General features: G+C 65.2%; 22 protein-coding genes. All 22 read right to left on the bottom strand.

Annotation, left to right across the window (positions count from 1 at the left end):
• Window positions 1-86 precede the first annotated feature (86 nt).
• The 22 genes from flhF to CHB99_RS09805 all read right to left on the bottom strand — a co-directional run bounded on the left by flhF (window position 87) and on the right by CHB99_RS09805 (window position 22,166).
• A complete protein-coding gene (gene flhF, locus CHB99_RS09910; protein WP_042123131.1) occupies window positions 87-1,403 on the bottom strand; it encodes a flagellar biosynthesis GTPase FlhF in 1,317 nt (438 codons plus the stop codon).
• Between the two features lie 11 nt (window positions 1,404-1,414).
• Entirely contained in the window at window positions 1,415-3,544 is a 2,130-nt protein-coding gene (gene flhA / locus CHB99_RS09905; RefSeq protein WP_042123129.1) for a flagellar biosynthesis protein FlhA, read from the bottom strand.
• Window positions 3,545-4,122: 578 nt separating this feature from the next.
• Entirely contained in the window at window positions 4,123-5,259 is a 1,137-nt protein-coding gene (gene flhB / locus CHB99_RS09900) for a flagellar biosynthesis protein FlhB (RefSeq protein ID WP_042124656.1), read from the bottom strand.
• Between the two features lie 2 nt (window positions 5,260-5,261).
• Window positions 5,262-6,038, bottom strand: coding sequence for a flagellar biosynthetic protein FliR (gene fliR, locus CHB99_RS09895; RefSeq protein ID WP_042124654.1), 777 nt, complete (start codon window positions 6,036-6,038; stop codon window positions 5,262-5,264).
• Window positions 6,039-6,045: 7 nt separating this feature from the next.
• Window positions 6,046-6,315 (bottom strand): flagellar biosynthesis protein FliQ, encoded by a 270-nt coding sequence (fliQ, locus tag CHB99_RS09890; protein WP_042124652.1) that lies wholly within the window; start codon window positions 6,313-6,315, stop codon window positions 6,046-6,048.
• A 15-nt stretch (window positions 6,316-6,330) separates the two neighbouring features.
• The gene (fliP, locus tag CHB99_RS09885; protein ID WP_042124650.1) at window positions 6,331-7,083 is read right to left on the bottom strand and encodes a flagellar type III secretion system pore protein FliP; all 753 of its coding nucleotides are present in this window, start codon (window positions 7,081-7,083) and stop codon (window positions 6,331-6,333) included.
• Window positions 7,083-7,544, bottom strand: a complete 462-nt coding sequence (gene fliO, locus CHB99_RS09880) for a flagellar biosynthetic protein FliO (RefSeq protein WP_042124648.1) — start codon at window positions 7,542-7,544, stop codon at window positions 7,083-7,085. Before fliO ends, fliP begins: the two co-directional genes overlap by 1 nt.
• Entirely contained in the window at window positions 7,545-8,015 is a 471-nt protein-coding gene (gene fliN / locus CHB99_RS09875) for a flagellar motor switch protein FliN (protein WP_042124646.1), read from the bottom strand.
• 35 nt (window positions 8,016-8,050) lie between these two features.
• The gene (gene fliM, locus CHB99_RS09870; RefSeq protein WP_042124642.1) at window positions 8,051-9,019 is read right to left on the bottom strand and encodes a flagellar motor switch protein FliM; all 969 of its coding nucleotides are present in this window, start codon (window positions 9,017-9,019) and stop codon (window positions 8,051-8,053) included.
• 9 nt (window positions 9,020-9,028) lie between these two features.
• Window positions 9,029-9,529 carry a flagellar basal body-associated protein FliL gene (gene fliL, locus CHB99_RS09865; protein WP_042124640.1) on the bottom strand — a complete coding sequence of 167 codons (501 nt, stop codon included), beginning with the start codon at window positions 9,527-9,529 and terminating at the stop codon, window positions 9,029-9,031.
• 219 nt (window positions 9,530-9,748) lie between these two features.
• Complete coding sequence (locus CHB99_RS09860; protein WP_042124638.1) at window positions 9,749-11,026, bottom strand: flagellar hook-length control protein FliK; 1,278 nt, start codon at window positions 11,024-11,026, stop codon at window positions 9,749-9,751.
• Between the two features lie 95 nt (window positions 11,027-11,121).
• The gene (locus CHB99_RS09855; protein WP_042124636.1) at window positions 11,122-11,469 is read right to left on the bottom strand and encodes an Hpt domain-containing protein; all 348 of its coding nucleotides are present in this window, start codon (window positions 11,467-11,469) and stop codon (window positions 11,122-11,124) included.
• Between the two features lie 25 nt (window positions 11,470-11,494).
• A complete protein-coding gene (locus CHB99_RS09850; RefSeq protein ID WP_042124634.1) occupies window positions 11,495-13,198 on the bottom strand; it encodes an ATP-binding SpoIIE family protein phosphatase in 1,704 nt (567 codons plus the stop codon).
• An 8-nt stretch (window positions 13,199-13,206) separates the two neighbouring features.
• Window positions 13,207-13,509 (bottom strand): STAS domain-containing protein, encoded by a 303-nt coding sequence (locus CHB99_RS09845; RefSeq protein ID WP_042124632.1) that lies wholly within the window; start codon window positions 13,507-13,509, stop codon window positions 13,207-13,209.
• Between the two features lie 94 nt (window positions 13,510-13,603).
• Window positions 13,604-14,056 carry a flagellar export protein FliJ gene (fliJ, locus tag CHB99_RS09840; RefSeq protein WP_042124630.1) on the bottom strand — a complete coding sequence of 151 codons (453 nt, stop codon included), beginning with the start codon at window positions 14,054-14,056 and terminating at the stop codon, window positions 13,604-13,606.
• Between the two features lie 6 nt (window positions 14,057-14,062).
• Complete coding sequence (gene fliI, locus CHB99_RS09835) at window positions 14,063-15,421, bottom strand: flagellar protein export ATPase FliI (RefSeq protein ID WP_042124628.1); 1,359 nt, start codon at window positions 15,419-15,421, stop codon at window positions 14,063-14,065.
• Window positions 15,411-16,202, bottom strand: a complete 792-nt coding sequence (fliH, locus tag CHB99_RS09830; protein WP_042124626.1) for a flagellar assembly protein FliH — start codon at window positions 16,200-16,202, stop codon at window positions 15,411-15,413. Before fliH ends, fliI begins: the two co-directional genes overlap by 11 nt.
• Before the next feature lie 114 nt (window positions 16,203-16,316).
• Window positions 16,317-17,336, bottom strand: coding sequence for a flagellar motor switch protein FliG (gene fliG / locus CHB99_RS09825; protein ID WP_042124624.1), 1,020 nt, complete (start codon window positions 17,334-17,336; stop codon window positions 16,317-16,319).
• Entirely contained in the window at window positions 17,329-19,110 is a 1,782-nt protein-coding gene (gene fliF / locus CHB99_RS09820) for a flagellar basal-body MS-ring/collar protein FliF (RefSeq protein ID WP_042124622.1), read from the bottom strand. The genes fliG and fliF overlap by 8 nt, the downstream gene beginning before the upstream one ends.
• 15 nt (window positions 19,111-19,125) lie before the next feature.
• Window positions 19,126-19,455 carry a flagellar hook-basal body complex protein FliE gene (gene fliE, locus CHB99_RS09815; RefSeq protein WP_042124620.1) on the bottom strand — a complete coding sequence of 110 codons (330 nt, stop codon included), beginning with the start codon at window positions 19,453-19,455 and terminating at the stop codon, window positions 19,126-19,128.
• A gap of 117 nt (window positions 19,456-19,572) precedes the next feature.
• Window positions 19,573-20,964, bottom strand: coding sequence for a sigma-54-dependent transcriptional regulator (locus CHB99_RS09810; RefSeq protein WP_042124618.1), 1,392 nt, complete (start codon window positions 20,962-20,964; stop codon window positions 19,573-19,575).
• Window positions 20,961-22,166 (bottom strand): sensor histidine kinase, encoded by a 1,206-nt coding sequence (locus CHB99_RS09805; protein ID WP_042124616.1) that lies wholly within the window; start codon window positions 22,164-22,166, stop codon window positions 20,961-20,963. The genes CHB99_RS09810 and CHB99_RS09805 overlap by 4 nt, the downstream gene beginning before the upstream one ends.
• Window positions 22,167-22,215 lie beyond the last annotated feature (49 nt).

Genomic DNA, 22,215 nt, shown 5'->3' with positions numbered 1-22,215 from the left:
CCACATGACGGGCCGCGCCGGCTACAACCGCGAACTGCCACGCGGACCCTGTGATGCAGGTACTTTGCAACTGATACATATCCACCTCAGCCGACTCGCTTGCCGTCACTGTGGTACAGGTCGGCGAACATGTCGGCCATGGCCTCTTCGCTCGGATCGTCCTGCATCTGCACGCTCACCGCGCGGCTCACCAACTGGTGCCGCCGTGGCAGGTGCAGGTCGTCAGGAATGCGCGGGCCATCGGTGAGATAGGCCACCGGCAATTCGTGACTGATGGCCAGGCTGAGGACTTCGCCCAGGCTGGCGGTTTCATCGAGTTTGGTCAGGATGCAGCCGGCCAGGCCGCAGCGCTTGTAGCTGTGGTAGGCGGCGGTCAGCACCTGCTTCTGGCTGGTGGTGGCCAGGACCAGGTAGTTCTTCGCCTGGATGCCACGCCCGGCCAGGGTTTCCAGTTGCATGCGCAGGGCCGGATCGCTGGCCTGCAGGCCGGCGGTATCGATCAGCACCACGCGCTTGCGCAGCAACGGATCCAGCGCCTGGGCCAGGGACTGGCCCGGATCGACATGGGTCACTGAGACATTGAGGATGCGGCCGAGGGTCTTCAACTGCTCCTGGGCACCGATGCGGAAACTGTCCATGCTCACCAGGGCCAGGTTGTGCGCGCCGTACTTGAGCACGTAGCGCGCGGCCAGCTTGGCCAGGGTGGTGGTCTTGCCCATGCCGGCCGGACCGACCATGGCGATCACCCCGCCCTCCTCGATCGGCTCGGCTTCCGGCACATGGATCATCCGCGCCAGGTGCGCCAGCAACATGCGCCAGGCGTGGCGCGGGTCGACGATGTCCTGGGTGAGGTCGAGCAGGTCGCGGGACAACGGCCCGGACAGACCGATCCGCTGCAGGCGACGCCAGAGGTTGGCCTGGTGCGGCTTGGCCCCCTGCAACTGGTTCCAGGCCAGCGAGCCGAGCTGGACTTCCAGCAGCTCGCGCAGGCCGGACAGCTCGGAGCGCATCGAGTCGAACAGGCGCTGGTCGATGGCCGGGGCCACCGGGGCGGCGACCGGCGCGGGCGCCAGTTCTTCCAGACGTGGCTCGACCAGCGGCTCGGAGGCGGTCAGCGGCAGGCCGGCGAACAGCTGGCGATTGCCGGTGTCGGTATCGTTGCGGCTGCTCAGCTCGGCCTGGGCGGTGGCGATGCGCGACTCGGTCTTGCGCAGCTCGTCCTCCAGCTCGACGTTGGGTACCCGCGGTGCGAGAGCGGACAGCTTGTAGTCCAGCGCAGCCGTCAGCTCGACACCGCCAGCAATCCGTCGGTTGCCGATGATGGCGGCATCAGCCCCCAGCTCATCGCGAACCAGCTTCATGGCCTGACGCATATCGGCGGCGAAAAAACGCTTAACTTGCATAACCCACTACCTCAGCCGTTGGGGCCCACTGTGGCAACGATGGTGACTTGCTTGTTGTCAGGTATTTCCTGATACGCCAAAACATGCAAATTCGGTACAGCCAGGCGACCGAAGCGCGACAGCATTTGCCGGATCGGTCCCGCGACCAGCAGGATGGCCGGCTGACCTTGCATCTCCTGACGCTGGGCAGCCTCGATCAACGAACGCTGAAGCTTTTCAGCCATGCTCGGCTCAAGAAGAACACCGTCTTCCTGACCTTGCCCGGCCCTTTGCAGACTATTGAGCAAAATCTGTTCCAACCTTGGCTCAAGGGTGATCACAGGCAGCTCGGACTCAGTACCGACAATGCTTTGCACGATAGCGCGACACAATCCGACGCGGACCGCGGCAACCAGGGCGGCGGTATCTTGACTCTTGCTCGCATTGTTGGCGATCGACTCGGCGATGCTGCGGATATCCCTGACGGGAACCTGTTCCGCCAGCAGGGCCTGGAGCACTTTCAACAGACCGGAGAGCGACAGCACGCCGGGGACGATCTCTTCCGCCAGTTTCGGCGAGCCCTTGGCCAGCACCGCCAGCAGTTGCTGGACCTCCTCGTGGCCGATCAGCTCGTGGCAGTGCTTGTAGAGAATCTGGTTGAGGTGGGTCGCCACCACGGTACTGGCATCGACCACGGTGTAGCCCAGCGACTGCGCCTGGCTGCGCTGGCCGACATCGATCCACACCGCTTCCAGGCCGAACGCCGGGTCTTGCGCGGCGATGCCGTTGAGGGTGCCGAACACCTGGCCCGGGTTGATCGCCATTTCCCGCTCGGGGAAGATTTCCGCCTCGGCCAGGATCACCCCCATCAGGGTCAGGCGGTAGGTACTTGGCGCCAGGTCGAGGTTGTCACGGATATGCACGGTGGGCATGAGGAAGCCTAGGTCCTGCGACAGCTTCTTGCGCACCCCCTTGATCCGCGCCAGCAGTTGCCCACCCTGGTTGCGGTCCACCAGCGGAATCAGGCGGTAGCCCACTTCCAGGCCGATCATGTCGATCGGGGTGACGTCGTCCCAGCCCAGCTCCTTGGTCTCGGCGGCGCGTTGCGGCGACGGCAGCAGGTCCTGCTGGCGCTGGAGCTCCTGGGCGGCCTTGGCCTTGCCCTGGTTCTGTTTCTTCCACACCAGGTAGGCGCCACCGGCGGCCAGCAGGCCGAGGCTGAGGAAGGCAACGTGCGGCATGCCCGGGACCAGGCCCATGACGATCATCAGCGCCGCGGAGACCGCCAGCGCCTTCGGCGAGTCGAACATCTGCCGGTTGATCTGCTTGCCCATGTCTTCCGAGCCGGACGCCCGGGTGACCATGATCGCCGCCGCGGTGGACAGCAGCAGCGATGGCAATTGCGCCACCAAACCGTCACCGATGGTCAGCAGGGCGTAGACCCGACCGGCGTCGCCGAAGGTCATGCCGTGCTGGGCCATGCCGATGGCCATGCCGCCGATCAGGTTGATGAAGAGAATCAGCAGGCCGGCGATGGCGTCACCACGGACGAACTTGCTGGCACCGTCCATGGAGCCGTAGAACTCGGCCTCCTGGGCCACCTCGGCGCGACGGGCCTTGGCCTGGTCCTGGTTGATCAGGCCGGCGTTGAGGTCGGCGTCGATGGCCATCTGCTTGCCGGGCATGGCGTCGAGGGTGAAACGCGCGCTCACCTCGGAGATCCGCCCGGCACCCTTGGTCACCACGACGAAGTTGATGATCATCAGGATGGCGAAGACGACGATACCGACCACGTAGTTGCCGCCGATGACCACGTCACCGAAGGCCTGGATCACCTTACCGGCGGCGCCGTGGCCGTCGTGACCGTGGAGCAGGACCACCCGCGTCGAGGCGACGTTCAGCGCCAGGCGCAACAGCGTGGCCACCAGCAGGATGGTCGGGAAGGCGGCGAAGTCCAGCGGCCGCAGGGCGTACACGCAGACCAGCAGGACCACGATGGACAGGGCGATGTTGAAGGTGAAGAACACGTCGAGCAGGAACGGCGGGATCGGCAACATCATCATTGCCAGCATCACCAGCAACAGCACCGGCACGCCAAGGTTGCCCCGGCCCAGGCTGGTGAGGTTGCTGCGCGCGCTATTGATCAACTGAGAGCGATCCACCGGTCTTCCTCTTCAAGCAAACTTTTGACGCCACACGGACGTGTGGCGCTGCCTTTGCAAGAAGCTTTCCAACTTTTTTCGGACAGGGGATTGCGCCGGGCTTGAGGGCCTCATCGCTGCATGGGTATCTACACATCTTTGACGGCCTGGCGGGAAACCGCATGAAGGCCGCCAGGTGCCTGTCTTGAGTCTTGCAGCGCCCTCAAGATCGAGCGCCGCCCGCGCGGCGCATCGCGGGCAAGGCCCGCTCCCACATCGGTTGCAACGTACCTATGCCTGACAGGCCATGGTTGCCCGCCTTGTTGATACGACGCGATACCGTGTCGAGCCCAACAGCCTCCCCGCGATGCATCGCCGAAAAAACAAAGGCTGACAACTCAAATCCGACAGGCCATGGCACGTTGCAAAAGATGTGGGAGCGGGCCTTGCCCGCGATGCGCCGCGCGGGCGGCGCTCGATCTCAAGGGCACTGCCCCCGTCACGACGAGCACTTGGCGGCCTTGATACGGTTCCCCGCCAAGCCGTCAAAGATGTGTAGATACCCATGCAGCGATGAGGCCCTCAAGACCAATGAAAGATCAGGAATCCCGCCGCAGATCCGGCGGAATCGGCAGGTCCTGGAGCGGCTCCGGCGCCTTGCCCTTGCCCGCCTGGTACTGGCGGATCTGGTAGACATAGGCCAGCACCTGCGCCACCGCCAGGTACAAGCCGGCGGGAATCTCCTCCTCCAGCTCCGTGGAGTAGTAGATCGAGCGCGCCAGCGCCGGCGACTCCAGCAACTGGATATTGTGCTCGACCGCGATCTCGCGAATCTTCAGGGCGATGAAATCCGTACCCTTGGCCAGCAGCAGCGGCGCCGCCCCCTTCTCCGGGTCGTACTTCAACGCCACCGCATAGTGGGTCGGGTTGGTGATGATCACATCGGCCTCGGGCACCGCGGCCATCATCCGCCGCTGCGAGATCTCGCGCTGGACCTGACGGATACGCTGCTTGACCTCCGGTTTACCCTCGGTGTCCTTGTATTCGTCACGCACCTCCTGCTTGGTCATCATCAGCTTCTGCTTGGCCTGATAGAGCTGGATCGGCACGTCCACCGCAGCGATGATCAGCAGCCCGCACGCCATCCACAAGGCGCTCCATGCCACCACCTGGACGCTGTGGATGATCGCCTGGTCCAGCGGCTCGTTGGCGATCGCCAGCAGGTCGTCGCGATCGGCCGACAACACCGCCAGGGCCACCAGCAGGATCACGAAGAACTTGGCCAGGGCCTTGAGCAACTCGGCCAGCGAGTGCATGGAGAACATCCGCTTGATCCCCGCCAGCGGGTTCATCCGGCTGAACTTGGGCGCCAGGGTGCCCGCGGCGAACAGCCAGCCGCCCAGCGCAATCGGCCCGATCAGCGCCGCCAGCAGCAGCACCAGCAGCACCGGCTGGGTGGCAAGGATGGCCAGCTTGCCCGAGGACAGCAGGAAGATCCCCATGTAGCGCTCGTCCATCAGCACTTCCCGCGACAGGCTGAAGTTGCTGCGCATGATCTCCATCAGCGCGCCGGCCAGGAAGCCGCCGAAACTCAGCAGGCCAAGCGCCCCGGCGAGCATCACCGCGACGGTGTTGAGCTCCTTGGAACGGGCGATCTCGCCCTTCTCGCGGGCGTCGTTCTTGCGTTTTTCCGTGGGGTCTTCTGTCTTGTCCTGACCGCTCTCGCTCTCTGCCATGCTCAGCGCGCCCGTGCCAGTTCACGCAGCCATTGCAGCGCTTCGGACGCCAACGACTGGTAGTGGGAAAGAATATCGGCCAGGCCGATCCAGAAGATGCCCATGCCCAGCACCAGGGTCATGGGGAAACCGATGGAGAAGATGTTCAGTTGCGGCGCGGCGCGGGTCATCACGCCGAAGGCGATATTGACCACCAGCAGCGCGGTGATCGCCGGCAGCACCAGCAGCAGCGCCGCACCCAGCACCCAGCCCAGGCGCCCGGCCAGGTCCCAGAAGTGATTGACCATCAGGCCGCTGCCCACCGGCAAGGTGGTGAAGCTCTCGCTGAGCACCTCGAACACCACCAGGTGGCCGTTCATCGCCAGGAACAGCAAGGTCACCAGCATGGTCAGGAACTGGCTGATCACCGTAGTGTTGACGCCGTTGGCCGGATCGACCATGGAAGCGAAGGCCAGACCCATCTGGATCGCGACGATCTGTCCGGCGATGACGAACGTCTGGAACAGCAACTGCAGGGACAGGCCGAACAAGGCGCCGATGATGATCTGCTCGCCGATCAGCAGCAATGCGCTGAGGTCCAGCGCCTCGACCGGTGGCATGGCCGGCAGCCCGGGGGCGATCACCACGGTGATGGCCACGGCGAAATACAGGCGGATGCGCTGCGGCACCAGCGAGGTGCCGAACACCGGCATGGTCATCAGCACCGCCGCCACACGGAACAGCGGCAGCATGAAGCTGGCCACCCATGTGGAGATCTGCGTGTCGGTCAGTTCGAGCATGCCGCGCTCAGCCGATCAGCTGCGGGATGCTGCCGTACAACGACAGGATGTACTCCATGAACTTCTGCACCAGCCACGGCCCGGCGACGATCAGGGTGACCAGCATCACCAGCAGGCGCGGCAGGAAGCTCAGGGTCTGTTCGTTGATCTGCGTGGCGGCCTGGAACATCGCCACCAGCAGGCCCACCAGCAGGCTCGGGATCACCAGCACGGCGACCATCAGGGTGGTCAGCCACAGGGCATCGCGGAACAGGTCGACGGCGACTTCTGGGGTCATGTAGGTCTCCCGGGGCTATACGCCGCCGAAACTGCCGGCGAGCGTGCCGATGATCAACGCCCAGCCGTCCACCAGGACGAACAGCATGATCTTGAACGGCAGGGAAATGATCAGCGGCGACAGCATCATCATGCCCATGGCCATCAGCACACTGGCCACCACCAGGTCGATGATCAGGAACGGGATGAAGATCATGAAGCCGATCTGGAACGCGGTCTTCAGCTCCGAGGTGACGAACGCCGGGACCAGGATGGTCAGCGGCGCCTGGTCGGGCCCGGCGATGTCGGTACGCTTGGACAGGCGCATGAACAGGTCGAGGTCGCTCTGCCGGGTCTGCGCCAGCATGAAGTCCTTCAGCGGCACCTGGGCCTTGTCCAGCGCCTGCTGCGCGTTCAGGGTCTCGGCCAGGTACGGCTGCAGGGCGTCCTTGTTCACCCGGTCGAACACCGGCGCCATGATGAACATGGTCAGAAACAGCGCCAGGCCGATGAGGATCTGGTTCGACGGGGTCTGCTGCAGCCCCAGGGCCTGACGCAGGATCGAGAAGACGATGATGATCCGGGTGAAGCTGGTCATGAGGATGACGAACGCCGGGATGAAGCTCAGCGCGGTCATGATCAGCAGGATCTGCAGGCTGACCGAATACTCCTGCTGGCCGTTCGCCCCGTTGGACAGGGTGATCGCCGGGATCGACAGCGGGTCGGCGGCCAGCGCCAGCGGCGCCGCGAGCAGCAACAGCAGCGTCAACAGTGTTCGCAATGCAGCCATCACGGCTTGTCCTTCTGGTCCTTGCCCAGCAGCTCCATCAGGCGCTGGGCGAATTCCGGCGTGGCCGGGCGGGTGCTGGCCGGCGCCGCGACGGGCTGGGTCATGACATGCAGGGCGGTCAGGCTGCCAGGGGTGTGGCCGACGAGGATCTGTTCGTTGCCGACCTGCACCAGCAGCAGGCGGTCACGGGGACCGACCTGGCGACTGCCGACCACCTGGATCACCTGGTTGGCGTTGGGCGCGGCGTTCTGCACGCGGCGCAGCAACCAGGCGAGGAAGAAGATCAGCCCCAGGACCAGCAGCAGGCCGAAGACCAGCTGGGTCAGCTGACCGGCCACGCTGCCGGAGGTCGCCGGCGCCGCCACGCTGGCCGCGGGCGTCGCGCCGACCTGCGCCGACAGGGCCAGGGGCAGCCAGCACACGCTGGCCGCGGCCACCAGCAGGGAAAGGAAGCGCTTCACTCAGCGCAGCTTCTTGATACGTTCGCTCGGGCTGATCACGTCGGTCAGGCGGATGCCGAACTTCTCGTTGACCACCACCACTTCGCCATGGGCGATCAGCGTGCCGTTGACCAGCACGTCCAGCGGCTCGCCGGCCAGGCGGTCGAGTTCGATCACCGAGCCCTGGTTGAGCTGCAGCAGGTTGCGGATGCTGATTTCGGTGCTGCCCACTTCCATGGAGATGTTCACCGGAATGTCCAGGATCACGTCCAGGTTCGGGCCTTCCAGGCTGACCTGGTCGCTGGGCCGCGGCGAGCTGCCGAACTCTTCCATCGGCAGACGATTGGCGCCACCGGAGGAGGCACCGTTGCCGCCCGCCATCAACGCGTCGATATCGGACTGGCCGCCATCGCCGGTTTCGCTCAGGGCTGCCGCCCATTCATCGGCCAGGGCCTGCTCTTCCAGGGAAGTAATGTCGTTTTCGTTCGCCATGTTGTCCTCGACGGGCACTCAATTCGGTTAAAGGGTTAGCGGCGCTCGACCGGCGACTGGATCTGCAGGGACAGGGTGCCCTTGTGCGAGCCCAGCCTGGCCTTGAACGCCGGCACGCCGTTGGCGCGCAGAATCAGGTCTTCCGGCAGTTCCACGGGAATCACGTCGCCCGGCTGCATGTGCAGGATGTCGCGCAGCTTGAGCTGGCGGCGGGCCACAGTGGCGCTGAGCGGCACGCTGACGTCCAGCACGTCTTCGCGCAGGGCCTTGACCCAGCGCTCGTCCTGGTCGTCCAGGTCGGACTGGAAACCGGCATCGAGCATTTCCCGCACCGGCTCGATCATCGAGTACGGCATGGTCACGTGCAGGTCGCCGCCACCGCCGTCGAGTTCGATGTGGAAGGTCGAGACCACCACCGCCTCGCTGGGGCCGACGATGTTTGCCATGGCCGGGTTGACCTCGGAGTTTATGTACTCGAAGTTGACCGGCATGATCGCCTGCCAGGCTTCCTTGAGGTCGACGAAGGCCTGGTCGAGGACCATACGCACCACGCGCAGCTCGGTCGGGGTGAATTCGCGCCCCTCGATCTTGGCGTGACGACCGTCGCCGCCGAAGAAGTTGTCCACCAGCTTGAACACCAGCTTGGCGTCGAGGATGAACAGCGAGGTACCGCGCAGCGGCTTGATCTTCACCAGGTTGAGGCTGGTCGGCACGTACAGCGAGTGCACGTATTCGCCGAACTTCATCACCTGCACCCCGCCCACCGCCACGTCGGCGGAGCGCCGCAGCAGGTTGAACATGCTGACGCGGGTGTAGCGGGCGAAACGCTCGTTGATCATTTCCAGGGTCGGCATGCGACCCCGGACGATGCGGTCCTGACTGGTCAGGTCATAGCTCTTGACGCTGCCGGGATCGGCACTGGCTTCGGTTTGCACCAGGCCATCGTCGACCCCGTGCAAGAGGGCATCGATCTCATCCTGGGACAGCAGGTCCTGCACGGCCATTTTCGGCTCCTACTGCAATACGAAATTGGTGAACAGCAACTGGTCGACGACCAGCTTGCCGACTTCCTTCTGCGCCACTTCCTGGACACTGGCGGTGGCCTTCTGGCGCAGCATTTCCTGGCCGACCGGGGTCGCCAGCGACTCGAACGGCTGTCCGGAGAAGAGCATCACCAGGTTGTTGCGAATCACCGGCATGTGCACTTTCAGGGCGTCCAGGGCGGCCTGGTCACGCGCCTGCATGGTGATGCTCACCTGCATGTAGCGCTGGCGGCCGTTCTGGTTGAAGTTGACCACGAAGGCCGGCGACATCGATTCGTAGATGGCCGGTTGCTTGACGTTGGCCGCCGCCGCCGCGGGCTCGGCCGCCGGCTTGCTGTCGGACTTGTGCAGGAAAAACCAGGTCGCGCCCACCGACAGACCGATGGCCAGCAGCAGGGCCAGCACCAACAGCAGGATCAGCTTGAGTTTGCCTTTAACGGCGGGGTCTTTGACTGCTTCGCTCTTCGCCATGCCAATAATCCGTCACTCACAGGAGGTTTGTTCCACTATGGCGAGTGGGCGAGCAAGTGTTATGCCAGTTCTTGCAGGGACTTCCGTAGGAGCTGGCTTGCCTGCGAAAGGAGCGCGCAGCGGTCCCAACGGGTTCCGCCAACACGACCCGGGGACCGCTTTGCGGTCCTTTCGCAGTGGTTCGTCACACGACAAGCCAGCTCCTACGGAGTCAGCGGATCAGACCACGTAGTCGACCGTGCTGTTGCCAATGACGGTTTCCACCGCAGCGGCAGCGGCGATATCGCTCTCCCCGCCCTCGGCGTTGCGCCGCCCGGCAACGCCGCTCATCTTCGGCGAGTCATCCTGGTTGCCGTTGTGCTGCTGGCGCGACTGGTCGGCGACGTTCACGTCCGGCTGCGCCAGTCCCTGCTGGCTGAACAGCTCGCGCAAGCGCGGCACCTGGCTTTCGAGGCTGTCGCGCACGCCGGCATGGCCGCTGGCGAAGGTGATCTGCGTGGTGTCGGCACTCATGTTCACGCGGATATCGAGGCGCCCCAGCTCCTTCGGCTCCAGCTGGATATCGGCGGACTTGAGGTTCTGGCTGGACAGGTACATGACCCGGTTGACCAGGCCTTCGCTCCAGCCGCTCTGGTTCATCGCCAGCGGTTGGTGCAGCGGCGCGGGCGCCACGGCATTGGCGGTCTTGGCGGTGACGGCCTGGGTCAGGTTGGCGAGGCGGTTGGCGAAGTCGTCGACACGGGTATCGCTGCTGGCGCGCTTGGTGTCCTTGAGACCGTCGTCGATCAGGCTGGCGAAGGCCTTGTCACCGCCTTCGCTCTGCCCGGCCTCGGCGTCAGTTCCTTCGAGCATCTGCGCCAGTGGATTGACAGCGGGCTGCTGGCCCTGCGCGGTTTCCGTGGTGGCGGCCTTGGCGTGGGTAGAGGTGGCACCCTGGGCCTGGGCGTTCTGCTCCAGGGCCAGGCGTAGCACTGGCAGATCGGCCAGCGGATCGCTGTCCGGGTCGAAGGCTTGTTCCTCACTGGCCGGCGGCGTCACCAGCGCTGCCTGCTGGCTGGCGGCCTGGAGCACCGGCGCCACCGCTTCGGCCTGCGCCTGCAGCAGTTGCGCGCCCTCTGGTGCGTCGGTCAATTGCCCCGCGACCAGATTGGCATCGAGGGACTGGCTGTCGGTCCCGACGTCGGCATCCTGATCGGCGTTCGCCGCCTGGACATCGCCCTCGTCAGGCAATTCATTGCCGCCATCGGCAACCTTGCCGCCTTCCGGGCCATCCGCCTTGCCGTTGTTTGCCGCCGGTTTGTCGACTCCGTCACGATCCCGCGCCGGCGCTTCGATCTTGTTGTCGGTCTTGTCCCGGGACTGCTTCGCGTACACCTGGGAAAAGTCCGACCCCTTGTCGTTGAGGCCCTGCGGGGCTTTGTCCAGGGCGCTGCTCTGGGTGCGCGCGGTCTTCGCGGCAACGCCGGATTGCAGCAAGGTGTTTGATGCGACGGGCATGAAAAAGGTCTCCGCTACAGAAGCTCGTCATCACGAATAGCGAAGCCTACGCAAAAGTCGCGCCAGGTTTCGACCCGGCGCGATGTTCAGGGATCTCAGCCGACCAGGACGCGCTCGCGTTCGGCCCGATAGAGCTGGCGTACCGCGCTGAACTCGCGGTCGATCTGGTTGATCAGGTTCTCGATGCCATACGGCGACCCCTCCTTGAGCCGCTCCTCCACTTGCCGGCACAAGTCGGCCAGGCCGATCGCACCCATATTGCTGCTGCTGCCCTTGAAGCTGTGCGCCACCAGCATCAGTTCGTCGACGGTGCGGGCCTTGAAAAGCTGGCGCAGACGGTCTTCGGAATCCTCGAGGAAGGTTTCCAGCAGGTTCAGGTACTCACCTTCCATGACTTCCTGAAGGTCACTCAACACCTTGCGGTCAACATGAATATCGGACACGTGCTCACTCCTTGATCAAGGCGGATTATGCCAGAGCGCCCCAGGCAAACTCCACGCGCGCCCGGCGTCCACCGTCAGTCCATTCGGCATGCCGGCTCAAGCGGCGTACCAGGTTCAGGCCACGTCCGCACAGGCGCTGCTCGACGAGCGGCGGTGCCTGTACCTTACCCACGTCGAAACCATCACCGCTGTCTTCGACTTCGATAATCAGACGCCCTCCTCCTCCCCGAGGTTCCACCTGCAGGTGAAGACGGATATGGCCACTGTCCAGCGCCAGCAGGCGCCGGTTGCGTTCTTCATAATAGGCGGCAAAACCGTGGGCATCACGCTTGAGCGCCGAGTCCAGGCCGAGCACGCCGTGCTCCAGGGCGTTGGCATAGAGTTCGTTGAGCACACTGTACAAGGCCCCGCTCTGCGCGCGCAGACCATGCACCTCCTGAAGCAGTTGCATCAACCAGGGCAACGGGTTGAATCGCTTGAGCGTCCGTGCGCGAAACTCGAACGACGCCGACCAGTCCAGCGGACTCGACTGGCCGCTGTCGGAATACACCAGCGGCGGCGGCACCAGATGCTCCGGGGGCACCACGGTGACTTCCAGCATGCTCACGTCATCCCGCGAGCGCCCACGAAAGCGCTCCAGGGCCGCCAACACGTCCTCGAACAGGTTTTCCGGCTGGCGATTGTCGGCGAATACCTGCTGCAGGCGAGCGACACCGAACAACTGGTCATTGTCGTCGCAGGTCTCCACCACCCCGTCGGACAACAGGAACAGGCGATCACCCAGGGCCAGTGGCTGGACCTCGGTACTCTCGTCGAACTGCGCGGGCGGCAACACCCCCAGGGGCAAATGCCGGGAAACCATGGGAACGGGAGCGCCGCCGGCGGCGGGCAGCAGGTAGCCATCGGGCATGCCGCCGTTCCACACCTCGACCACGCGCCGCTCGAAACTCAGGTTGAGCAGCAGCGCGCAGCAGAACATGTCGACGGGAAGGATGCGCTTGAGCTTGGCATTCATCTCGCGCAGGGTCTCGCTCAGACCATAGCCCTTGGCGGTCATGCCGTAGAACACCTCGGCCAGCGGCATGGCCCCCACCGCCGCCGGCAGGCCATGGCCGGTGAAATCACCGAGCAGCACATGCATCTCGCCAGTGGGGGTGAACGCGGCCAGCAGCAGGTCGCCATTGAACAGCGCATAGGGCGACTGCAGGTAGCGGATGTTCGAGGCACTCAGGCAGCCACCGTGCGCCACCTGGTCGAAGACCGCCTTGGCCACCCGTTGCTCGTTGAGCAGATGGTCATGGTGCCGGGCGATTTCGTTGCGCTGCTCCAACACCGTGGCCTGCAGACGGCGCAGGCGGTCCATGGCCCTGATTTTCGCCGCCAGCACCGCCGGGCTGTAGGGCTTGGCGAGGAAATCGTCGCCGCCCGCCTCCAGGCAGCGCACCAGCGCCTCGTCTTCGGTCAGGGAGGTCAGGAAGATGATCGGCACCAGCTCCTCGCCCGCCAGCGCCTTGATTTGTCGCGCCGCCTCGAAGCCGTCCATCACCGGCATCACCGCATCGAGCAGGACCAGTTGCGGGCGCTGCTCGGCGAACAGCGCCACCGCCAGCTTGCCGTTCTCGGCGGTCAGGACGCGGTGCCCCTGCTTGCGCACGATGGTCGCCAGGAGCAGACGGTCTGTCGCACCGTCCTCGACAATCAGGACCGTCAGGGCTCGCGGGTCGTTCATGAGATCGCTCAACTGATTTCGAAGAGTCTTTCGAAATTGGAGATCGCCAGGATCTTGCGCACGTCGGAATTGGTATTGATCACGCTGATCTGCGCCTGATCACCACCGGCGTGGTCACGCAACATCAGCAACATGCCCAGCGCCGAGCTGTCCAGGTAGGTCGCATCTTTCAGGTCGACCACCACGGAATCGGGCTTGTTCGTGCGTTCGTAGGACTCCCGGAATTCCTGATGCCTACCGAAGTCGAAACGACCCTTGATCCGGATCGTCAGCTTTTTCCCATCCTGAGAAACTTCTGTATCAACGGCCATGTCAGCGCTTCCTTCGAAGATCGCGGGTGCGGATCCTTACAGGTGTAGCAGTCGGCCAGCAGACCGGCAAGGCCCGCCGATCAACGCTCGATGCTCAGTATTGAGGGTGACGCGGCAGGCGCTGGGACAGCTCGTCGAGCAGCTTCTGCTCGCGCTTGTCTTCGAGCAGGCGAGCCTCCTCGATGTAGCGCTGCACCAGCTTGCGCAGGCCCTCGACCCGGGCATAGGCCTGCTGCCAGGTGCCACGGGCGCTATCGAGGTTGTTCTGGTGCCAGGTCAGGCTCTGGTGCTGCTGGGCCACCGCGGTGTCGAGCTGACCAAGGAAGCGCTGGAAACCCACCAGCCACTTGCCGGAAACACCCTGGCTGCCACGCTGCACCCATTGCTGCGAGTAGTCGGCGCGGAACTGGTCGAGTTCGGCGAGCTTGGCCTGGGCCAGGTTGACCTGCTGCTGGAAGTGACCGAGACGCTGCGCGGCCTTGCGCTCGGCATCCTCGGCCATCTCCACCACCGGGGCCAGGCGGGCGGCGCGACTGGGCTGGGCCATGCGCTATCAGCCCGGCGCGAGGGGGGTGAAGACCCCCGCCAGTTGCTCGCGGCTCTGCTCCTGGCTGACGTTCTCGTTCAGCCCCTGGCGCAGGAATCCCACGAGTCGCGGCTGCAGGGCGATGGCCAGGTCGGTTTCCTTGTCGCCGCCGGCGACATAGGCCCCCACGCTGATCAGGTCACGACTCTGCGACAGACGCGACCACAGCTGCTTGAACTGCTGGGCCTGGGTCATCTGCTCGGGGCTGACCACCTGCGGCATGACCCGGCTGATGGACGCCTCGATGTCGATGGCCGGGTAATGCCCTTCCTCGGCCAGGCGCCGCGACAGGACGATGTGGCCGTCGAGCACGCCGCGCGCCGAGTCGGCGATCGGGTCCTGCTGGTCGTCGCCCTCGGAGAGCACGGTATAGAAAGCGGTGATCGAGCCCCCGCCGGCCTCGCCGTTACCGGCCCGCTCCACCAGCTTGGGCAGCCTGGCGAACACCGAAGGCGGATAACCCTTGGTCGCCGGCGGTTCGCCGATGGCCAGGGCGATTTCCCGCTGGGCCTGGGCGAAACGGGTCAGCGAGTCCATCAGCAACAGGACGTTCTTGCCCTTGTCGCGGAAATACTCGGCGATCCGCGTGCAGTACATCGCCGCGCGCAGACGCATCAGCGGCGCATCGTCCGCCGGCGAGGCGACCACCACCGAGCGCTTGAGGCCTTCGGTGCCGAGAATGTGCTCGATGAATTCCTTCACCTCGCGCCCCCGTTCGCCGATCAGCCCGACCACGATGATGTCGGCCTCGGTGAAGCGGGTCATCATGCCCAGCAACACCGACTTGCCCACACCGGTACCGGCGAACAGGCCCAGGCGCTGGCCGCGGCCCACGGTGAGCAGGCCGTTGATGCTGCGGATGCCGACGTCCAGCGGCTGACTGATGGGATCGCGGTTCAGCGGGTTGATGGTCGGACCGTCCATCGGCACCCAGTCCTCGGCCTTCATCCCGCCCTTGCCGTCCAGCGCGCGACCGGCACCGTCCAGCACGCGGCCGAGCATGCTCATGCCCATGGGCAGGCGACCGCTGTCATCCAGCGGCACCACCCGCGCGCCCGGGGCAATACCGGCGACACTGCCGACCGGCATGAGGAAGATCTTGCCACCCGCGAAGCCCATGACTTCGGCTTCGACCTCGACCGGGTGATAACTGTCGTCGTTGATCACCTTGCAGCGACTGCCGACCGCGGCGCGCAGGCCTTCGGCTTCGAGGGTGAGACCGACCATGCGCAGCAGGCGCCCTTCCACCACGGGTTGGCCAGGCAGGCGCACGGCTTCGGCGTAGCTGCCGAGGCGCTTGGCGAAACTGGTGCGGTCAAGGCGCATCGCTGGTTTCCGCTTCCTCGACCGCGACACCCTGCCTGTCCCGCAGGTCGATATGCAGGTCCGGCGTCGCCGGGTGCAGGCTCTGGTCGTGCAACTGGTCGAACAGTTGCTGGATGGCTTTCTCGGTACGGGTTTCCACCGTCGCATCGATACGGCTGTGGGCGGTTTCGATCCAGCAGCCACCGGGCTGCAGGCTGTCATCTTCAAGCAGGCGCCAGTTTTCCTCGTGGCGCTCGCGCAGGGCCTTGGCCAGGGCGAAATCCTGGGGGTTGATATGGATACGGATGTTCTCCGCGCCCATGGGCAGCAGCTTGAGGGCTTCGCGCAGGACATGGGTGACCTGGCTGGAATCGGTCTTCAGTTCGCGACCGATCACCTCCCGGGCTATATGGCTGACCAGGTGCACCAGTTGCTTCTCGATCTGCGCGTCCTGCTCGGCGATGGGTTCGAGCAGATGGCCCATCAACTGTTCCAGGCTTTCCAGGCGGGCCTTCAGGGCCACCTCGGCTTCCTGACGGACCTTGAGCTGGGTGCTGTGGAAGCCTTCGCGCTCACCGGTGGCGAAGCCTTCGTTGTAGGCCTCCTGGCGAATGCTTTCGAGCTCTTCGAGGGTCAGCGGCTGCACTTCCTCCAGCGGCACTTCCTCGACGATCTCCTCGGGTTCCGGCTCAGGTTCCGGCTCGGGTTCGGGTTCCGGGTCGAAACTGGGCAGCGCCCAGCGGTCGAATCCCTCGAGGTCGCGGGCGCGGATCAGTTCACTCAAATGCTCGTTGGTCGACATGATTCCATGCGCTCAAAAGTCGGGTTGCGGATGATCGGGCCCAGGCTGTCCCGCACCGCGGGCTGCCTGGCCAAGCCTGGCCGGCACCGCTCCCGGAGGAGCGGCGCCGACACGTCAGATCATCTCTTCGGCACCTTTGCCGCCCAGCACGATTTCGCCGGCTTCGGCCATGCGGCGGGCGATGGTGAGGATTTCCTTCTGCGCGGTTTCCACGTCGCTGACACGGACCGGGCCCTTGGCCTCGAGGTCGTCGCGCAGCAGCTCGGAAGCCCGCTTGGACATGTTCTTGAAGATCTTGTCCTTGACCTTCTCGTCGGCACCCTTGAGCGACACCACCAGGACGTCGGAGGACACCTCGCGCAGCAGCGCCTGGATACCGCGATCGTCGACGTCGGCCAGGTTGTTGAAGACGAACATGAGGTCTTCGATCTGCTCGGACAGGTCGCCGTCGATATCGCGGATCGCGTCCATGAGCTGGCCTTCCACCGAACTGTCGAGGAAGTTCATGATGTCCGCGGCGCGCTTGATACCGCCCAGGGTGGTGCGCGCGGCATTGGAGTTGCCGGAGAACTGCTTCTCGAGGATCTGGTTGAGTTCCTTCAGCGCCGCCGGCTGCACGGTGTTCAGCGACGACACGCGAAGGATGATGTCGAGGCGCACCTTGTGGTCGAAGTTGCCCAGCACCTCGCCGGCCTGGTCGGGGTCGAGGTAGGCCACGACGATCGCCTGGATCTGCGGGTGCTCGTAGCGAATGACGTCGGCGACCGCGCGCGGCTCCATCCACTTCAGGCTGTCCAGGCCGCTGGTGTTGCCGCCCAGGAGAATGCGGTCGATCAGGCCGTTGGCCTTGTCCTCGCCAAGGGCCTGGGTGAGCATCTTGCGGATGTAGCCATCGGAGCCGACACCCAGGCTGGTCTGGTCGCCGACGATCTCGACGAACTCGCTCATGACCTGCTCGACCTGCTCGCGATGGACGTTACCCATCTGCGCCATGGCCACGCCCACCCGCTGGACCTCTTTCGGCCCCATGTGCCGCAATACCTGCGCGGCGTCGGTCTCGCCCAGCGACAGCAGCAGGATGGCTGCCTTGTCGACGCGGGTGAGCTTGGAAGTCAGGGCTCGATTGTCACTCATCGGCGTTGATCCACTCTTTCACGACCTGGGCCACGCGACCCGGGTCTTCTGCCACCAGACTCTTGATAGCGTTGAGCTGGGCGTCGTAGCCCTCGCTCGGACTAGGCAAGAGGATGCTTTGCGGACCACCCAGGCTCACGCGGTCGTTGGCCAGTTCGCCATCCAGACCGATCATGCTGCCCAGCTCCATGTCGCTGTCGCTGCTCGATTGCTTGCCGCCACCGGTGATGTTGTTGAGCACCGGACGCAGGACCCCGAACACCAGCACGAGGATGAACAACACGCCGAGCACCTGCTTGACGATGTCCCAGAACCACGGCTGCGAGTAGAACGGAATCTCGGCGATGGCCTCGCCACGGTCGGCGGCGAACGGCACGTTGATCACGCTGACGCTGTCGCCACGACTGGCGTCGAAGCCCACCGCGTCCTGCACCAGGCGGGTGAAACGCGCCAGGTCCTCGGCACTCCACGGCACGGTGGTGGTGTTGCCGTTGGCCGGATCGATCTTGACCTGATCGTCCACCACCACCGCGACCGACAGGCGGGTCAGGCGACCCTGCTGCTGACGGGTATGGCTGATGGAACGGTCCAGTTCGAAGTTCTTGGTCGACTGCTGACGCTTGTCCGCCGGATACGGCGCGAGCATCGGCTGGCCGGTGGCCGGATCCATGACCTGCTGGCCGTTGGCGTCGAGCAGCGGCTGACCGGGCTGGATCGCCGCGGCTGCGCCGGCGGCGCCGCCACCGGTGGTCTGCGGCGCGGAGGCCGGGCCCGGCGGCTGGTTGCTCAGCGCCCCTGGCACGCCTTGCGGGCCCGAGCTGCTGGAGCGCTGCTCGCTGACCGACTGCTCGCTGCGCAGCGCCGGCTGGTCCGGGTTGAACTGTTCGGCGGTGGACTCGACGGCGCTGAAATCGACGTCGGCGGAGACTTCGGCCTTGTAGCGGTCGTTGCCCAGCACCGGCTGCAGGATGTTGTGCACCCGCTGGGTCATCAGGCCTTCCATGCGCCGGGAGTAGTCGAACTGCTTGCCGGCGACGGTGAGCTCGGTGTTTTCCAGCTGGCTGGAGAGCAGGTTGCCCTTCTGGTCGACCACCGTGACCTGGGACTTGTCCAGTTCCGGCACGCTGGTCGCCACCAGGTTGACGATGGCCATGACCTGACCGGCTTCCAGGGCACGGCCCGGATACAGCTCGACCAGCACCGAGGCGCTCGGCTTGCGCTCGTCGCGCACGAACACCGAGCTTTTCGGGATCGCCAGGTGCACGCGGGCGCCCTTGACGTTGCTCAGGGCGGAGATGGTCCGCGCCAGCTCGCCTTCGAGGCCGCGACGGTAGCGGGTGGCTTCCATGAACTGACTGGTGCCGAGGCCCTGTTCCTTGTCGAGGATCTCGAAACCGACATTGCCGTCGCTCGGCGCCACGCCGGCGGCGGCGAGCTTCAGGCGCGCACGGGAGATGTCGTCGGCCTTGACCAGCAGTGCACCGGAATTGGGCTCGACGTTGTAGGGAATGTCCGCGGCGGCCAGGGTTTCCATGACCTGCTTGGTGTCCATGCCGTTGAGGCTGCCATACAGCGGACGGTAGTCCGGCTGCTGCGACCAGAGGACCACGGCGAAACCGATGGCGACGCTGGCGGCCAGGCCGACCAGCAGGCCGATCTGCCGCAGCATGGGCATCTGCGAAAGGTTTTCCAGGAACGACATGCCGAACAGCGGCGGTTTGGGCGCTGGCGGGGTGCCCTTGGCGGGCACGTTATCGACGACTGCATCGGCCATGAATCAAATCCCGCCTTAAACCGGCATCTGCATGATGTCTTGATACGACTGGACCAGCTTGTTGCGCACCTGGGTCAGCGCCTGGAACGACACGCTGGCCTTCTGCGAAGCGATCATCACGTCGGTCAGGTCGACGCCGCTCTTGCCGATCTCGAAGGCATTGGCCAGTTGCGAGGAGGCCTGCTGGGTGTCGTTGACCTTGTTGATGGCCTGACCCAGCATGTCGGCGAAACTGCTCTGCCCCAGTTCGGCGGGCGACTGCACGGCCTTCGGCGCCGACATGGCTTCCGCCTGCATGGCGCGCATGTCCAGCATCAACCGATTGAATTCAACACCTTGGCTCATGAACTTCTCTCTCCGACGGCCCGCAGATTTTTGACACTCACGCAGCGGATGAACAGGACTTAGCAACAAGAGTGCCAGCTAGGCCCGACGATTTTGCAAAACGATGACCAGCCATCCTCAAAGCCCCGTGGCGTAAAGGCTCGCCTCGACATCCATGCCCGCGTCGCGCATCTGCGCCAGTTTGTAGCGCAGGGTCCGCGGACTGATGCCCAGGCGCTCGGCGGCTTCCTTGCGGCGGCCGCGCTCGGCGCGAAGGGTGTCGATGATCATCTGGAATTCATGCCGGCGCAAGTCGTCACCCAACCCGCCCGGCTCCTGGTTTTCCGCCACCGACGCCGGCGCCGGCTGCGGCGCGGGGCGTGGCGCCAGTACCGGCAGCACGCCGGCCAGGCAGAAGTCCGCCGCGGCGATCAGGCCACCCTGCTGCAGGATCAGCGCCCGCTGGAGGGCGTTGTCCAGTTCGCGCACGTTGCCAGGCCACGGATAGCCCTGCAGGCAGGCCTTGGCTTCCTCGGAGAGCCTGACAGGCGCGTGCTTCATTTTATTGACGTGGCGCAAGAGCAGACGCTCGGCCAATGGCAGAATATCGGCGCTCCGTTCTCTCAACGGACGCCACGCCAGCGGGAATACCGACAGGCGATAGAACAGGTCCTCGCGGAAGCGTCCCGCCGCCACCTCCCCCGCCAGGTCGCGGTTGGTGGTGGCGACCACACGGATATCCAGGGCAATCGGCTTGCGCCCGCCAACCCGCTCCACTTCGCGCTCCTGCAGCACGCGCAGGAGCTTGGCCTGCAGCGCCAGCGGCATCTCGGAAATCTCGTCCAGCAGCAGCGTGCCGCCATCGGCCTGTTCGAACTTGCCCGCCTGCGCCGCGATGGCGCCGGTGAACGAACCCTTCTCATGGCCGAACAGGGTGGCCTCGAGCATGTTGTCGGGAATCGCCGCGCAGTTGATCGCCACGAATGGCTGGCTGGCCCGCGGCGATTGCTGATGGATGTAGCGCGCCAGCACTTCCTTGCCGGTCCCCGACTCGCCGGAAATCAGCACGGTGGACTCGCTGCGCGCGACCCGCGCGGCCAGCTCCAGCAATTGCGCGCTGGCCGGCTCGCAGGCGACCGGGCCTTCGGCATCGACAGCGCTGGCGGCGCCGAGGGCGTGGCGGGCAACCAGGTCGAGCAAGGCACGGGGTTCGAAGGGTTTGACCAGGTAGTCCGCGGCGCCCTGGCGCATGGCATCCACCGCCCGCTCCACCGCCGCATGGGCGGTCATCAGCAGCACCGGCAATTGCGGTTGCACGGAGCGCAGGCGGGCGAGCAACTGATGGCCGTCCATGCCCGGCATGTTGACGTCGCTGACCACCAGGCTGAAGCCCTCGGCGCCGACCATCTCCAGGGCCTCTTCCGCGGAACCGGCGGCACGCCAGGCGAAACCACCCAGTTCCAGGGTGTCACCCAGGGCCTGGCGCAGGGAGCGGTCGTCCTCGACCAGGAGCACCTTGATCACGCTCATGCCGCACCCTCCAGCGCCGCGCCGATCAGCGGCAGGCTGACCACGGCGCAGGTGCCACGCCCCTTGCGCGAACGCAGGTGCAACTCGCCCTGATGAGCCCGTGCAACCGCCTTGACCACCGCCAGGCCGAGGCCGGTACCGGTCGATTTGGTGGTGAGGAAGGGTTCGCCCAGGCGCTGCAGCAGATCACCGTCGATACCCGAACCGGCGTCACTGACGCACAGGCGCAGGCTGTTGCCGCGCCGGTAGAGATGAACCTTCAGGCGGGCGCAACCCTCGCTGGCCTGCAGGGCATTTTCGATCAGGTTGAGCAGCGCGCCGACCAGGGTGTCACGGTTGCACAACAGCTCACCCAGGTGGCTATCGCACTGCCAGCGCACCGCGTGACCGTGCACCTGGGTCTGCGCCGCCTGCTGCAGCGCCTGGAACAGCGCTTTCGGGGTCAACCGGTCGGTCATCGGCAGTTCGCCGCGGGCGAACACCAGCATGTCGCGCACCTGGTGCTCCAGTTCGTGCAGGCGCTCCTTGAGATTGCCGGCGAAACGCTGCCGGGTGTCCAGCGGCAGGTCCTGCTCGGCCAGGTGACTGGCGTAGAGCAAGGCCGCCGACAGCGGCGTGCGGATCTGGTGGGCAAGCGAGGCGACCATGCGCCCGAGGGTCGACAGCCGCTCGTGACGGGCGAGCTGATCCTGCAGATGGCGGGTTTCGGTCAGGTCGTTGAGCAGCACCAGCTGGCCCGGCTCGGCGTCCAGCGAACGGGTGGCGATGGACAGACGGCGGCCGTCCCGCAGGGAGATTTCATGACCGTCGTCTTCGCGCGGAGCGAAGCTGCGGGCGATCACCTGACGCCACAACTCCCCCACCAGCGGTTCGCCAAGCAGCTCGCACGCCGCCGGATTGGCTTCATGCACCAAGCCATGGCCATCGATGACGATCACGCCGCCGGGCAGCAGGTCCAGCAGGTTCTGCAGGCGATTGGCCAGACGCTCCTTTTCCGCCAGCTCGGCCATGCGCTGGGCACTGACCACCGCCAGCTCGCCCTTGAGCTCGGTGACCCGCGCTTCGAGCAGGTCGTAGGACTGGCTGAGTTGGGTGGACATCTGGTCGAACAGGGCAAACGCCTGCTCGAGACCGACGCGACTCTGCTGCTCGGCAGCTTCCGCGCGTTGCGGCTCAAGGGAAGAAGTGGCGGCGTGGGGCATCGTGCTCTCTCGCATGGCTTACCGTCATAAAACGGTATGTTGAGGGCGA

Source organism: Pseudomonas japonica, from assembly GCF_900188455.1.
Lineage (GTDB): Bacteria > Pseudomonadota > Gammaproteobacteria > Pseudomonadales > Pseudomonadaceae > Aquipseudomonas > Aquipseudomonas japonica.
This window is presented reverse-complemented; position numbering and strand designations above follow the sequence as displayed.

What these genes read in the sequence shown, in the direction of transcription:
- flhF (WP_042123131.1), bottom strand. Translation starts at nt 1,403, where the DNA reads ATGCAAGTTAAGCGTTTTTTCGCCGCCGATATGCGTCAGGCCATGAAG.
- flhB (WP_042124656.1), bottom strand. Translation starts at nt 5,259, where the DNA reads ATGGCAGAGAGCGAGAGCGGTCAGGACAAGACAGAAGACCCCACGGAA.
- fliR (WP_042124654.1), bottom strand. Translation starts at nt 6,038, where the DNA reads ATGCTCGAACTGACCGACACGCAGATCTCCACATGGGTGGCCAGCTTC.
- fliQ (WP_042124652.1), bottom strand. Translation starts at nt 6,315, where the DNA reads ATGACCCCAGAAGTCGCCGTCGACCTGTTCCGCGATGCCCTGTGGCTG.
- fliP (WP_042124650.1), bottom strand. Translation starts at nt 7,083, where the DNA reads ATGGCTGCATTGCGAACACTGTTGACGCTGCTGTTGCTGCTCGCGGCG.
- fliN (WP_042124646.1), bottom strand. Translation starts at nt 8,015, where the DNA reads ATGGCGAACGAAAACGACATTACTTCCCTGGAAGAGCAGGCCCTGGCC.
- fliM (WP_042124642.1), bottom strand. Translation starts at nt 9,019, where the DNA reads ATGGCCGTGCAGGACCTGCTGTCCCAGGATGAGATCGATGCCCTCTTG.
- fliL (WP_042124640.1), bottom strand. Translation starts at nt 9,529, where the DNA reads ATGGCGAAGAGCGAAGCAGTCAAAGACCCCGCCGTTAAAGGCAAACTC.
- CHB99_RS09860 (WP_042124638.1), bottom strand. Translation starts at nt 11,026, where the DNA reads ATGCCCGTCGCATCAAACACCTTGCTGCAATCCGGCGTTGCCGCGAAG.
- CHB99_RS09850 (WP_042124634.1), bottom strand. Translation starts at nt 13,198, where the DNA reads ATGAACGACCCGCGAGCCCTGACGGTCCTGATTGTCGAGGACGGTGCG.
- CHB99_RS09845 (WP_042124632.1), bottom strand. Translation starts at nt 13,509, where the DNA reads ATGGCCGTTGATACAGAAGTTTCTCAGGATGGGAAAAAGCTGACGATC.
- fliJ (WP_042124630.1), bottom strand. Translation starts at nt 14,056, where the DNA reads ATGGCCCAGCCCAGTCGCGCCGCCCGCCTGGCCCCGGTGGTGGAGATG.
- fliI (WP_042124628.1), bottom strand. Translation starts at nt 15,421, where the DNA reads ATGCGCCTTGACCGCACCAGTTTCGCCAAGCGCCTCGGCAGCTACGCC.
- fliH (WP_042124626.1), bottom strand. Translation starts at nt 16,202, where the DNA reads ATGTCGACCAACGAGCATTTGAGTGAACTGATCCGCGCCCGCGACCTC.
- fliG (WP_042124624.1), bottom strand. Translation starts at nt 17,336, where the DNA reads ATGAGTGACAATCGAGCCCTGACTTCCAAGCTCACCCGCGTCGACAAG.
- fliF (WP_042124622.1), bottom strand. Translation starts at nt 19,110, where the DNA reads ATGGCCGATGCAGTCGTCGATAACGTGCCCGCCAAGGGCACCCCGCCA.
- fliE (WP_042124620.1), bottom strand. Translation starts at nt 19,455, where the DNA reads ATGAGCCAAGGTGTTGAATTCAATCGGTTGATGCTGGACATGCGCGCC.
- CHB99_RS09810 (WP_042124618.1), bottom strand. Translation starts at nt 20,964, where the DNA reads ATGAGCGTGATCAAGGTGCTCCTGGTCGAGGACGACCGCTCCCTGCGC.
- CHB99_RS09805 (WP_042124616.1), bottom strand. Translation starts at nt 22,166, where the DNA reads ATGCCCCACGCCGCCACTTCTTCCCTTGAGCCGCAACGCGCGGAAGCT.